Origin of the sequence: Paenibacillus sp. NPDC056579 (genome assembly GCF_042793215.1) — a bacterium.
In the GTDB taxonomy this organism is placed as follows: Bacteria; Bacillota; Bacilli; order Paenibacillales; family NBRC-103111; genus Paenibacillus_S.
The window spans coordinates 258,894-271,437 of the sequence record NZ_JBHTVD010000003.1 but is presented as its reverse complement, the minus strand read 5'-3'; the positions used below and the strand labels follow the sequence as shown (position 1 = coordinate 271,437).

Here is a 12,544-nt window from a genome sequence, read left to right as displayed (position 1 = left end):
GCCTTGGGCTCATTTTAACGGACCGGATGCAGCTGAGAGAGCGAAACCAGTTGAAAAGGTGTATGAACAAGTTCATGGGTGCTTTTGCAGGGGCATTCGTCCTTGGAGAGATGATCAAAAATTCGATTATGCTATCCGGTTGGACTAACGCTGTTATAAAGAGGTCTGGGAGAGTAAGTATTAATGAACCTGGAGGGTGTTATGTATGAATCAGAAAAAAATTGATGAGCTGCCGGAAATACTGGATGTCAAGGACATTAAAGATGTAATGAACATCGGGATAAATCAGGCATACGAACTAGTCAATTCCGGAAAGTTTCACGTTGTTAGGGTAGGGCCGCGGAGGATTAAGATTCCAAAGGAAGGGTTTGTAAATTGGTTAAATGGGGCAGTTTCATAGCCCCTCTTTTTCCCAAAACGAATCCCTGGTACTATGTAATCGAGGTAAGAGAGAATGGCAAACGTTCTAGGATAAAAAAACGTGGATTTCGCACACAAAAAGAAGCTAAAGCAGCATATGCGGAAGCGATAAATGCACAAGCAAAAGGGGATCTGCTCAAGCCTTCGAAGTTATTGTATCGTGAATATCTGAAACAATATTTGGAAACCAAAAAGACAACAGTGAAGAGTTCAACACTTAAGACATATGCTTGGCTTATCGAATATCATATCATTCCCTTATTGGGTGATCATGAGATTGGGAAGCTTTCGCCAGCACACATTCAAAAGTTCTACAACGGTCTGATCGAGCAGAATAAGCTTGCGTCCGAGAATGTTCAAAAAATCCATACGTTGATTAATGGTTCACTTAAACGTGCTGAGCGTTGGCAACTGGTCAATAAAAATGTTGCTGCTCTGGTAGACAGACCACGAATGACTAAAAATCAAATACAAGTATGGGATAAAGAGCAAAGTCAAACTTTTTTATGGGCAGCACGTGAAGATCGTTTGTACATCGCCTTTCTTCTAGCCTTAACAACGGGCATGCGCCAATCAGAAATATTGGGTTTACGCTGGGCAGATGTTGACCTTGAGAATAAGACCCTGCATATTGTACAGGCCTTGAGTCATGATGGAAAAGAACTGACTACGGAGCTTAAAACAAGAAATGCTGGAAGGAAAGTTGCAATTCCTGGGGAAGTGGCGACCGCACTAAAAAAGCACAAGTCCCGGCAGCGTGGAGAATTTTTGATCTTGGGACGGTCTGGGAACAATGACGATCTTGTCGTTTCAACGTCTCTCGGAACGCCGGTAATCCCGCGAAACCTAATGAGAACATTTTATAGGTTGATTGAGAAGGCAGATGTACCGAAGATCACATTTCACGAATTACGGCATACTCACGTTACGCTGCTGCTAAAAGAGAACATTCATCCGAAGATTGTTTCTGAGCGTCTAGGCCATGCGGACATGAGAATCACGCTTGAAAGATATTCGCATTTATTACCGGATATGCAGCGTGATGCCACGGATCAATTCGGAAGTGCCTTTTTTGAAGCTGAACCAGTTAGGAAGGCACCGACTCGTAGCGCAAACTAATCTACTAAAATCATCGGGCACCAAATGGGCACCAAATCCTGTCTGACGAGGGGAAACTACCAAATCTAAACTCCGAAAACAAAGAAAAAAGCCCTTGATTCATCAAGGACTTCTTCATGTATGACCTGTGCTGGGTTCGAACCAGCGACCCCTACCCTGTCAAGATAGTGCTCTCCCGCTGAGCTAACAAGTCATATTAATTATTGTTCCGTCGCTAGCGACAAGTAATAATATATCAAGGTTTGGGACAGATGTCAACAATATCTTCAAAAATAATTTACACGGGCTGCGCAGCTAGTCGTTAACTAACATGCATAGCAAAGTTTACAGCACGTATCGTACGGCCGTATGCTATAATACAAGCATACCACGATTGAAAGAGGGTCCATGATGAGGGAGTTTCAACGACCATTTCAACCTATTCAAATGCAATTACAGCAAGAGCCTTATGTCGAGGAGGATGCGATCGATTGGGGCTCTTCAGAATGGGCGACGCCCCGCTACCATATCCGCCAGCTGCTCGAACACTCTATCGAAAGGCTTTCTGTGAAAGATAAAGCCATCATCTTGGGTGCAGGCAATCATGGCGATGTAGATTTGCCAGCCATGGCGAATCGCTTTGTTGAGGTAACTGTCGTTGATTCCGAAGACAATGTCATAGATGAAGTGCTAAGTGCAGGCGGAGGCATGGCTGCAGGGAAAATTCGTTCCTTAACCAATATCGATTATACTTGCCTTAATCAGATCCAATTTTACGAAACATGGGAAGAAATGCTGTTGAATCAAGCACCGGCGGCGGAAGTCGCATCTTATATTAAAGACTGCGCGTTCCAAGTGAAGCGGCGTTCCGCACTTCCACAGTGGCAGCATCAGTGTACCCTGGTTGTATCGTCTTCTGTACATACGCAATTGTTCTATGTTCATGCCTTATCGCAATTTGCGGGCTACGCTTCACAATATAATGAACAAGAGATTCCGCAAATTATCGATGCTTTACGCACGCTTCGCAACAGTCTCATTGGAGATTATAATAGAATGCTTTCCTCCCTATTGAAGCCTGGAGGCCGTATCGTCATGTGGACCGAGATGATTCAAGTCCAGGAGCAAAATCGGCATCTGGTTGAGAAGCTGTATCAGCTGCAAACCGAAGAGGAGCGGGTTCGATTCTTGTTTCGTGCGTTCGGTGAGCATGGTATGGAGGCAGCGGTAGTAGGGCTTAAGGAGCTGCACGACCAGCTTAGTCCTGAGGATTGTTTGTTCAAGAGCTGGGTAGGGATAGCAGGGCAGGAGAAAGAGTATATATCCGCCGGTTTTTCCGGCAGGCTGCGGGGCTAACGACTTGCTCCGAGATGAACTAAGGAGACATTTCAATGACAGCAGGACTGGATTTGCTTATTCAAGAAATTGCAGGGAATTACTTCGACGATGACGAATGGCGCATAGAAGCCCAAGAGAGCGGAGTCAATAACACAACACGGTTTGTGTACCATCCAACCGGTACTTATGTGCTGCGGCTCTATGACAACCACAGGGACATGAGCAAAATTATTTACGAGGTTGCCGTCCTCCAACAGCTGCAGCTGGTGAAATTATCTTTTCAGATTCCGAAGCCGGTTGCTACGCTTAAAGGCGTGCCTTATGTGGAGTCTTCTACAGGTAAAATTGCAGTTATGTTTGAGTATATTGATGGCGAGCGAGCCGATCTTGCGAATGTGGAGCAGGTGAAAGCTATCGGGAAGGCGATGGGTGAGCTTACCGAAGCGCTGGCCGAAGTACAAACGGATGTAGACTCGGCCTACGAGCCGTACTACGAACTGTACGAGGTACACCCGAAGGTGACGAGAGAGAAGCTGGATTCATGGCTTCTGGAGCAGGCAGAAGGGCCGATGTATAAGGAAATACGTCTCGTCCGGGACGCTATAGACGTTTTATTGAACGATATCCCTTCCTTGTGCAGGCTCCCTATGCAGCTTACCCATTCCGACATCGTAGCCGGCAACGTGCTTGTGTCAGGGGATGAAGTGTCCGGAATCCTGGATTTCGAGTTTGTGACTCCGGATCTTCGTGCTATGGATGCGGCTGTATTTTTGTGTGAGCTTATTCGCCATGACCCGGAGGGCTGCTGGAGCCTTGTCGAAGCTTTTACCGAGGGATACAGCCAGACGACTCGCTTGCAAGAGGATGAAATTGCCGCTTTGCCCAAACTGATTTTGTTACGCAGCCTAGTGCTGTGTATTCATTTTCTGGGACGGCAGTGGGATGGCGTTGACCGTGATCATACGATAGATCCTTATTTGAAAAGCTATGCTGAAGTTCACAACTGGCTGGAGAGTCACGAAGAACAACTGGTGGCGGCATGGCTTGGTCAGTGGAGGTGAATACCAAATGAAGAAGCTGTACAGCCAAATGTCGGCAGAAGAACTGGAGACAGAGATGGCTGAGATTGAAGCGGCAATGAAACAAGTTGAGTTCCCGAGTCAAATGGAGCTGCTTCAGCGCAAGCTGTATACGGCCAAAGCATATACTTTGGATGCGGCTGATTTTCCTATTGGAACCTACAAAGTTGAGGGCTTCGACGAGCCTTTCGAAATGAAGTACATCAATGGGATCATGGGATGGGGAATAATGGGAAAAGACCCGGAGGCCAGCTTTCCGCTTTCGATGCTGACCAGGGTCTAAATCCGACACATATCTTTGGGGCAGTTCTCACATTGGCAAATATTTTTCAAATAATCGATATTTTCGATGACGAGATTGTTATTATCCATGGATATAACATTCAGCTTTTTAAATTCGCTTAGCATCCGGTTGACACTTTCGCGGGTTGCACCGATCATGTCGGCCAGCTCGCTGTTTGTCAGCTTTTTTGTAATGTGGATCCGGCTACCCTCTTGAGCCCCATAGGAGTTGCTTAGACGGATCAGGGTAGAGCACAGCGCACCCGGTTTACCGAACATCATCAAATCGCGAAACTTCGTTTGCGTCATCCGATGCATCAGTCCCATCCACTTCATGAACTCAATAGCCAGATCCCCGTGCTGCCATAGAACGGTTTCGAGATCTTTTTGCTGAATGACGCCGATTACGCTATCCTCGATGACTTCCGCGTTAAAATTGTGAAGGGAATTGTGGAACGGGTCAAGCTGACCGAATAAATCGCCTTCTCCGTAGATGTAAAGAATGAAGCTTTTTCCTTCATCACTCGATTTCGTTATTTTGACTCTTCCTTGCTTTATAAAGTACAGCTTATCCGCAGCGTCGCCTTCCCAGAACAAATAAGATCCCGCCGTAACCTTATGATCGTACATAATTTCCTTTAGCTTCAATAAATTCTCTTCCGAGAAGCAATCTGTATTATGAACACCTTCCACGTTTTGTCCGCAGTGCAGCATAGTTATTCCTCCTTAATTCTTGCCCGTTGTTTCTAACTAATACGATACTGGATCTGTAAAAGGTCCGATGTGATAAAAATCACGCTTTCCAGTAAAATAAGCCCGATTCTGTGACATTTCTAACATGAATCCGGACAACAAACCAGTATAGTTAAGTTATTCAAGGGCAGATTGGATGGAAAGGATGTGAGCGGCACATGCTGAGCGGAGTTATATTGGCAGGAGGAGAGCGCGGAATTACCGATTCCTTGCAGCGCATTGGAAGTGAAACCCTGATCGAGAGCCGAATTCGTGAAATGCAGACGGTGTGCCATGAGATTATAGTTGTAACTAATGAGCCTAGAGCTTTGCTGCCGGTTGTTCCTCGTTCGACTCGAATATTGACCGATTATTTACCGGGTTACGGCGTAATAAGCGGATTGCATGCAGCATTTACTTTGAGCAGATACAACCATTTATGGGTTCACTCAAGCTCAGGAGTCCCTCCGGCAGTATCCATCGCGAGGCTGGCATGGAAGCTGTATGAGATCAAGCTCACAAGCCTCAAAGAGGCCGTCATATTAAAAAGGGACAGCGCGCCGATCCCGCTATTCGGGGTGTATAGTCGAGCCTGTCTGAAGGTCATAACCGATTTAATAGAAGAGGGGGACAGCCGAATCACCGAGCTTCTCTCTCGAATAGCATGGGAAGGGGTGGACGGTGAAGCGATTGCAGACGAACTCCGGCTGCCGGCCTCCTCACCGATTCCATTATGGCAGCATAACCAGGCATTCTAAAATTCATTCAAGCAAGCGGCATTAGCGGCACTACATTCGGCAAATATCCGGAGGGCAGTTCGGGCACTGTACAATCGATCGCAGGTAATCCAGATCGGTGATAACCAGGTAACCATTCTCGTAGGTGATGGCACCGTTTGCCTGGTAAGCGCTCAGCATTCTGCTGACTCCCTCCCGTGTAGTGCCGCTCAAGTGAGCCAGCTCGGTTTTGGTCAGCTTTATATCGATAAGAATGCCATTCTCGGATGGTTTGCCGTACGTATTGCTCATCCGAATCAAAGTCGAAGCGATGGCACCGTTCTTGCCGAACATCATCAAATCACGAAATTTGGATTGCGTTGTCCGATGGAGCAGGCCCATCCATTTCATAAACTCGATGGCAAAATCGCCGCGGCTTGCAATCAGTTGCTCTAGTGCAGCGGTGGAGAACATTCCAATTACGCTGTCCTTCATCATTTCCGCACTGCAGCTGAATGGGGTATCTCCACTCCCCAGCTCCGCATAAAAATCACCGGGCTGCAGCAAATGCAGGATCAACTCCTGACCGTCCTCGGTTATTCTATAAATCTTGACAAGACCTTGCTCGATAAAAAAACACGTATGGGCCGGTTCCGACTCCCAAAACAAATGAGAGCCTGCCGCTTTGGCTTCAAAGGCCATTTGCTGCCGCATCAATGCAAAATTATCTGCAGACAAATAGGATGCAAGCTGAGTGCCTTGTGAAGGCTCCTTGGTCATGGGGATCCCGCCCTTCTAATCGAAGTGATACTTTCATTGTAATCGATAATTCTGGAAATATCATATAAAAACTTCATACTCCAATCGTACCTTTTTATGCTATGATAGTCCATAAGAACTATTGAAAGCGTTGTCATAAATGAATGAACAGAGGCAGGTGCTGCGATGGGAAAATGGGGAGCGATTATGGTCATGGTGATCGGAGCAGGGCTTCTTTGGTCCAGTCTAAGTAAGGCAGTCGATAGGGAACCGTCCGTCTATGTAAGCCCGGAAGGAATACGATTTGTCAGCTACAGCACGGAATGGAAGGAAGACAGGCTGAGCAGGCTTTATAATCTGTTGACGAGCTGCGAGCATGGCGAAGAGTTGAATAAGCTGAAGCAGGTGCTGCTGTATCCGGAGAGGAGCATTGGCAAAAGCGGCTTTCGCGTCGGTCACTACGATGCGGAAACTGCGACCATTCGTCTGTATGAAGTGGACGCGACACCGGTTGAGCGTACGTTTATTCATGAGTATGGACATCATTTTACATATTACTGGCTGCATCGAACGGAAGGCATTTACCCGGATGACATTAAACCGGCTTCAGCCTGGGCCGAGCTGAGGCAGCTGGACGGGTTCCCGGTCCGATGGGCGGGGAGTCCGCTCCCTTTTATCCATAAATGGGATCCAGGAGAAATTATGGCGGAGGATTATGTTCTCCTGTTCGGTGTAGGCTCTCGCCCCATGCCGGAAGAGCCGCAGCAGACGGTATATTTCCTGAGGCACGAGAATGATTACATCCCTGCAGTACAAACGCTTCCCGAGATACGAAGATATTGGGAGAAAGCCGCGGGCTTGACACCGAAGCAGCCTCTTCGGCAGCCGGTTATTCGTCAGTGGTCTGTCGATGGTGACAAAGAATCCGCAGATGCGCTGCATTTATCGTTCACTTCGTCAGCAACGGACAGCAATCAATCGATACAATATGGGATTCGTATTATCGGGTTCAGTGATCAAGGAGGCTTGCCAACAACCTCGACAACAGGAATGACAGCGGTGGGGCAAGAGGAGATTGAAGCGAGCCTGGATATTCGTTCCATACAGAGAGAGCTGAATTCGTTCTATGCTCAGATTCAAATTTGGGCATTGGACCAGGAAAGCAAACAATTAACCTACACGCCGTATTATATGAACTGGTTCTCCTACGATGCCGATACCGATGCACTAAAACCGATCCCGCTGCCTTTAGAAAAGCAGGGAGTTCCGCGCATGCTGAAGCATGAAGGAATGGATCGGTGGCCCATCGTTGTTATGTTTATGAACGGGATGCCGGTTACCGCGGTGCGTAAGTATGATGACAACGGTACGGTATACGTACCGCTCCGGCTGTTCACGGAAGGTACGCCAGGCAGCGAAACTATGGACGATGCGAATTTGGTCCGATTTCAGTTTTCCAACCATCTGGTTCAGGTTCAGCTCAATCAAGAGCAGGCATTTGTAGACGGTCAAAGCGTGAGGCTGAGACACGCGATCAAAAAGATCGGCAAGGAGCCGGTTGTGCCGGTCAGTGAGCTGCCTACGCTTCTTGGAGCCGCCGTTCAGCTCGATGAAGAAGGAGGCGGAATGTTCGTCAATACAGGAGCGCCTTGACATGTATAGAATGCCGGCATAGTAAGGATGCTATACGTTGAGGTGAGGTGATACGAATGAACCGTGCTTTTCTTACTGCGGTTACAACCATTGGCATAGCGCAATTGGCCAAAGTGCCTCTTGCCTGGCAACAGACCGGGCGTTGGGATTGGTCGAACGTGATCAGAACCGGCGGCATGCCGAGCTCCCACTCTGCAGGGGTTACATCGCTCGCTACTTATGTGGGGCTTAAGCGGGGGATCACGTCCTTGCATTTTGCGACAGCGAGCATGCTAAGTCTGATCGTCATGTTCGACGCTATGGGCATTCGCAGACAAGCGGGAATTATTGCTACGGAAGTGAACGATTTGGACGAAACGGTGGCGAAGCTCGCGGAGAGCCATCCTCCGATTGTCCATGAGAAGCGGGAGAAGGAGCTGGAGGAACGACTCGGTCATCTGCCGGAAGAGGTTTTGGGCGGCGCCCTGCTCGGCATCTTTGCCGGAGCCTTCAGCTATGCATTGGAGAAGCCAACACCGGGCCGCGGACTTTTATCATGGTTTCGTTAATGCCAACAACCCTGTGCAGGCAGCCGCACAGGGTTGTTTATTTTTACATGAGTTAGATTGACATTCGTTTGCGTTCAGCAACCATTTGTGAAGAAGCGCCTTCCACTTGTGCGGCAGGTACGGTTATCGTGAATTTGGTGCCGATCCCCATTTCGCTCTCCACCTCCATCGTTCCCTCGTGATCCTGAACAATTTTATGGCAGATAGACAAGCCTAAGCCGGTTCCTGAATCTTTCGTTGTGTAGAATGGCAAGAAGATCTTGTCCAGCTCGGCTTCCGGAATGCCCTTGCCCGTGTCCGAGATTTCAATGACCGCTTGATCCTCGTTCAGGTAAAGACGAATATGTACGGTTCCCTGCTCCGTCATTGCTTCGAATGCGTTCTTGATTAGATTCAGCAGAAGCTGGAGCATTTTATCCTGATCCATCAGCATGTGGATGGGTTCTGCCGCCTCGTCAAATACAATGGTATGTCCCAACCGCTGAGCTTCGGAATCGAGCAGCGAGATGACCCTGTGGATGCAGTCTTTGATGGACTGAATCCGGAATTGGGTAGCATGCGGCTTGGAAAATTGCAGAAACTCCGCGGTCAGCATGCTCATCCTTGTAATTTCATCCATGATTAGATCATACCAAGGACGGATATTATAGTTGTCGGCTTTGGAAATTTGCAGAAAGCCCTTAATCGTAGTCAGCGGATTCCTGATTTCGTGAGCCATGCCGGAGGCGAGCTCGCCGACGACGCGAAGCTTCTCCGATCGGAGCATATGCTCCTCCCGCTTAAGCCAAGATTCCCGTTTCATCGTGTACAGATTGCGCTCGGCGATGAAAAACAAATCGTCCTTGGACAATCCGTCGTTCGGGTAAAAAGCCATTCCGTAGTTAATCTCAATGCCTGTAAGCTTGGGGAACTCCGACGCCAGAAGCTGGGATATCGTATTCATTGCATGCTGGGAGTCGGTGTTCTCCAGTACGATTGCAAACTCATCGCCTCCGTAGCGGCAAATGATTAAAGCTTCGGGAAACATAATGCGCAGCAGCTGCGCCGCCTGCTTCAGGATCCGGTTAACCCCGTGAAAGCCGTTGATCGTGTTCAACGATTTCAAATCTTTGCAGTCGATCAGCACAAGAACTATCGATTGGCCGGATTGTACGAGCTGTTCCAGCTGACGGTGGCATTCCTCGTAATTGTACAGACCCGTCAAGGAGTCGTGAGTGCTCAGATGCTTCTTTTCATTATCAAGCTGCTGATTCTGATGCTCCATAGCGTGGATGTAGCGATTGAACAGCATAGCCAGCGTCAGGCAGCTAAGAGAGCTGAAGATCAGCGTAAAGACGGAGTACGGGGTAAACACGATATATGTACTTGTTACAAAAACAAAGGCGATGGTATACGAAGTGCTGATGACCAATGCGGTTTGAGGCTTTTGAATTTTGTAAAGCGGCTTGCACATTTGGGCTAAATACAATGGCAGGCAAAGATCCGATTGGCTGGCCAAATGAAAAGCAACAAGCAAACAAAATTGAAGCAGCGGTACTCCGTTCATTTTCTTTTTTTCGATAAGGTAGGTACTGATGTAAGCTAACCCCAATATGATGAGCAGTAATGGACTGGAAGTTACCTCGAAGAAAAGGGAAGATAGGCTGATAATAATTACATAGACGGACAAGATCCAATTATAGCTCATGCTTTCATACTCCTTATCACAATGTGGGAATGAAAGGTTATTAATGGAATTCTATATTAACCTAACAATTCCTTCTGCAATAGATGGAAAAGTGGAGATCTTGCATAAAATCTTTTTTATTAACTCAAAATAGGTTCGTAAGCCTTTACCCGAATCGGGGGGCTGCAATTAAACATCCGGGAGGGAATTGTCCATGCAGCGTGAGAGCTTTGTAGCTGTGCAAAAAAACGGGGACGGCGACATTACAGCCTTCAAGACGTCAAGTGGCCGCGTCCTGCAGTATGAGCAGGCTCTTCAGGAGGTACAGGGCGGAAATATTCAAGGAGTCAATGCATTCAAAGGAAGAGACGGGGATTTGTACATTCGCGGAGATGCCGATGGCGATCCAAGCAACAATTTGGATCAGCTGCCTTCGTTCTGACATGATGAAACCTGACCTTAATGGTCAGGTTTTTTGTTGTTTCTATATAAAATCATACCGTTTATGCTGCTCCATAAAAGTCATCAAGCCGCTCTTTCCGATATATTGCTCCATCGTATCTTCATAATGCATCAGATAGACGGATTTTTGCACCGATTCCGGGAGCGTCAGCAGCTCATCCAGACAGGTATGGACGATGCCGGGCGGCTTCAGCTGGCAATCATGCAGGATGTACCTGCAGTTCCTGTTCTGATGCAAATCGATGAGCAGTGAGTAATCGAAGGTAGCATCTGCACTGTAAAACAGATATTCATTTAATAAAATCGAGAAGCTCGGTTTGTCGGGGATATGCCGCGTCCGTATCAGCTCGAGCGTCAAGCCGGGGAAGAGCTCCGCTGGAGAGGCTTCATCAAGCACAACGACATCAAAATAATCGCTTAGGCTTGTAATGCCTTCAGCCGCATTCTCAAGACCGCCGCGCAGCGAATGGTGCCAAAGTTCATATTCAATGGCAGATGGCACAAACAGCTTGATTTTTTTGTTATAAGCATATTTTAAGCGAAAGGCGAATTCCTCCAGGCCACCGACATGATCCGCATGGATATGGCTGATAACAATACCGTCAATCTGATCCAACGGAAAGTCCAGGGAATACAGGGCGCGTGGAGCTGTCGCTCCGCAATCGATCAGCAGCGTGCAGCCGTTGCAGAATACCAAGGCGTTATTATTGAAATATTTTTTGGAAAAAGCACTTCCCGTGCCGATCATCTGGATTTGCAGGCTCACTCATGGTCCTCCACTCGTTGTCTGTAATACTCGGATCACTTTATATAAAATAAATCTATCATGCGGCGGAACCGGTGCACAAGGATAAATTTCACACACTTTTGCAGGGTGGACTTCCAGCGAAGAGGGCTATTGGTCATTTCCCGGGCAAGCGCAACATGCGCCACAAACCGTCATAATACGCGATAATACTGGAGACAAGTCTGTATTTTGTATGTATATTACACAAATTAGAGATTCTTTTACTAGATATAGACAGATAGACAAAAAAATTTAGGATTATTTAAGAAACGTGCGCAACTCTTTCCAATGTCGGGAGTATAAGCATATAGAACAAAGTACAAGACAACGATGGAGGTTGCAGTGATGTTTAAAGTGCCGCGGATGCTAACGCTGGTACTCTCTCTTTCGCTATTTGGAGCTACGGGCGCAATGGCTAACTCATTATGGGGAGAGTACGAAGGCTTCAGTAAGATTAAAATGACGATCAACGATGTAGAGAAGCAATTCACGGAAAGTGAAGCGCCTGCATTTTTAGTAAAGGGGAATGCCGTATTCCCTGTTCGAGCGTTATCCGAATCGCTTCAATCGCTTGTCCGCTGGGACAACGCAAACAAGACGGTATCGGTTTACAAGCCTAACGTGCATATGTTTGTCGCGGAGAAGGTTAATGACGATTATTCCGTCAAATCGCCGTTCGGAAGAGTGCCAAAGGGCAAGAAGATCGATTTTGCGGTTTTCGCACAGGTGGACAGCCTGAAGACGCCGTTCTATTCTTTCAAAATTTCTATTGAAACGCCAAGCGGCAAACAAGCCGTAGAGCCTCATGAGAAAATCGTGAACGGGCAAAAAGAAAACTTCTGGTATCCTTGGCCGTTCAGCGTTTCGTTCAGTGAAGCGGGAGATTACGTTATCAAGTTCTCGATTAAGCTGGATGAGGGCGGAGATTATACGACCGTATCCGAGAAAGTAATCGTCTCCGAATAAGGCTGACGCGGACAAGGGAATGCCTGTTTACATTGACC

General features: G+C 47.4%; 14 protein-coding genes and 1 tRNA gene. 10 read left to right on the top strand and 5 right to left on the bottom strand.

Translation table 11 applies throughout. The features are described from left to right. Positions 1-205: 205 nt before the first annotated feature. A complete protein-coding gene (locus ACFQ88_RS13780) occupies positions 206-400 on the top strand; it encodes a helix-turn-helix domain-containing protein (RefSeq protein WP_379454493.1) in 195 nt (64 codons plus the stop codon). After that, complete coding sequence (locus ACFQ88_RS13775; protein WP_379454492.1) at positions 376-1,539, top strand: tyrosine-type recombinase/integrase; 1,164 nt, start codon at positions 376-378, stop codon at positions 1,537-1,539. Before ACFQ88_RS13780 ends, ACFQ88_RS13775 begins: the two co-directional genes overlap by 25 nt. Positions 1,540-1,660: 121 nt before the next feature. Here the strand turns inward: ACFQ88_RS13775 and ACFQ88_RS13770 are convergent. Continuing rightward, positions 1,661-1,732, bottom strand: a tRNA-Val gene (locus ACFQ88_RS13770). Positions 1,733-1,929: 197 nt separating this feature from the next. Here ACFQ88_RS13770 and ACFQ88_RS13765 point away from each other — a divergent pair. The 3 genes from ACFQ88_RS13765 to ACFQ88_RS13755 are packed head-to-tail and all read left to right on the top strand — an operon-like array spanning position 1,930 to position 4,218. Further along, entirely contained in the window at positions 1,930-2,874 is a 945-nt protein-coding gene (locus ACFQ88_RS13765; protein WP_379454491.1) for a hypothetical protein, read from the top strand. 35 nt (positions 2,875-2,909) lie between these two features. Next, on the top strand, positions 2,910-3,917 hold the full coding sequence (locus tag ACFQ88_RS13760; RefSeq protein WP_379454490.1) for a phosphotransferase: 1,008 nt from the start codon (positions 2,910-2,912) through the stop codon (positions 3,915-3,917). Positions 3,918-3,924: 7 nt separating this feature from the next. Further along, positions 3,925-4,218, top strand: coding sequence for a DUF1811 family protein (locus tag ACFQ88_RS13755; protein ID WP_239626738.1), 294 nt, complete (start codon positions 3,925-3,927; stop codon positions 4,216-4,218). On the opposite strand, the gene ACFQ88_RS13750 is transcribed toward ACFQ88_RS13755, so the two are convergent. After that, positions 4,215-4,931, bottom strand: coding sequence for a Crp/Fnr family transcriptional regulator (locus ACFQ88_RS13750; protein WP_379454489.1), 717 nt, complete (start codon positions 4,929-4,931; stop codon positions 4,215-4,217). The genes ACFQ88_RS13755 and ACFQ88_RS13750 overlap by 4 nt on opposite strands. Before the next feature lie 197 nt (positions 4,932-5,128). On the opposite strand from ACFQ88_RS13750, the gene mobA reads away from it, so the two are divergent. Continuing rightward, on the top strand, positions 5,129-5,707 hold the full coding sequence (gene mobA, locus ACFQ88_RS13745; RefSeq protein WP_239626734.1) for a molybdenum cofactor guanylyltransferase: 579 nt from the start codon (positions 5,129-5,131) through the stop codon (positions 5,705-5,707). A gap of 30 nt (positions 5,708-5,737) precedes the next feature. On the opposite strand, the gene ACFQ88_RS13740 is transcribed toward mobA, so the two are convergent. Next, the gene (locus tag ACFQ88_RS13740; RefSeq protein ID WP_379454488.1) at positions 5,738-6,445 is read right to left on the bottom strand and encodes a Crp/Fnr family transcriptional regulator; all 708 of its coding nucleotides are present in this window, start codon (positions 6,443-6,445) and stop codon (positions 5,738-5,740) included. Between the two features lie 165 nt (positions 6,446-6,610). On the opposite strand from ACFQ88_RS13740, the gene ACFQ88_RS13735 reads away from it, so the two are divergent. Together ACFQ88_RS13735 and ACFQ88_RS13730 are read left to right on the top strand one after the other, a co-directional pair. Beyond that, positions 6,611-8,077, top strand: coding sequence for a stalk domain-containing protein (locus ACFQ88_RS13735; protein WP_379454487.1), 1,467 nt, complete (start codon positions 6,611-6,613; stop codon positions 8,075-8,077). A 56-nt stretch (positions 8,078-8,133) separates the two neighbouring features. After that, entirely contained in the window at positions 8,134-8,625 is a 492-nt protein-coding gene (locus ACFQ88_RS13730) for a divergent PAP2 family protein (protein ID WP_239626728.1), read from the top strand. A gap of 52 nt (positions 8,626-8,677) precedes the next feature. On the opposite strand, the gene ACFQ88_RS13725 is transcribed toward ACFQ88_RS13730, so the two are convergent. Next, positions 8,678-10,312 (bottom strand): ATP-binding protein, encoded by a 1,635-nt coding sequence (locus tag ACFQ88_RS13725; protein ID WP_379454486.1) that lies wholly within the window; start codon positions 10,310-10,312, stop codon positions 8,678-8,680. A gap of 193 nt (positions 10,313-10,505) precedes the next feature. On the opposite strand from ACFQ88_RS13725, the gene ACFQ88_RS13720 reads away from it, so the two are divergent. Further along, complete coding sequence (locus ACFQ88_RS13720) at positions 10,506-10,733, top strand: DUF3892 domain-containing protein (RefSeq protein ID WP_379454485.1); 228 nt, start codon at positions 10,506-10,508, stop codon at positions 10,731-10,733. A gap of 42 nt (positions 10,734-10,775) precedes the next feature. Here ACFQ88_RS13720 and ACFQ88_RS13715 read toward each other — a convergent pair whose 3' ends face one another. Next, positions 10,776-11,519, bottom strand: a complete 744-nt coding sequence (locus ACFQ88_RS13715; protein ID WP_379454484.1) for an MBL fold metallo-hydrolase — start codon at positions 11,517-11,519, stop codon at positions 10,776-10,778. Positions 11,520-11,885: 366 nt separating this feature from the next. On the opposite strand from ACFQ88_RS13715, the gene ACFQ88_RS13710 reads away from it, so the two are divergent. After that, on the top strand, positions 11,886-12,506 hold the full coding sequence (locus ACFQ88_RS13710; RefSeq protein ID WP_239626718.1) for a stalk domain-containing protein: 621 nt from the start codon (positions 11,886-11,888) through the stop codon (positions 12,504-12,506). The last annotated feature ends 38 nt before the right edge of the window (positions 12,507-12,544 follow it).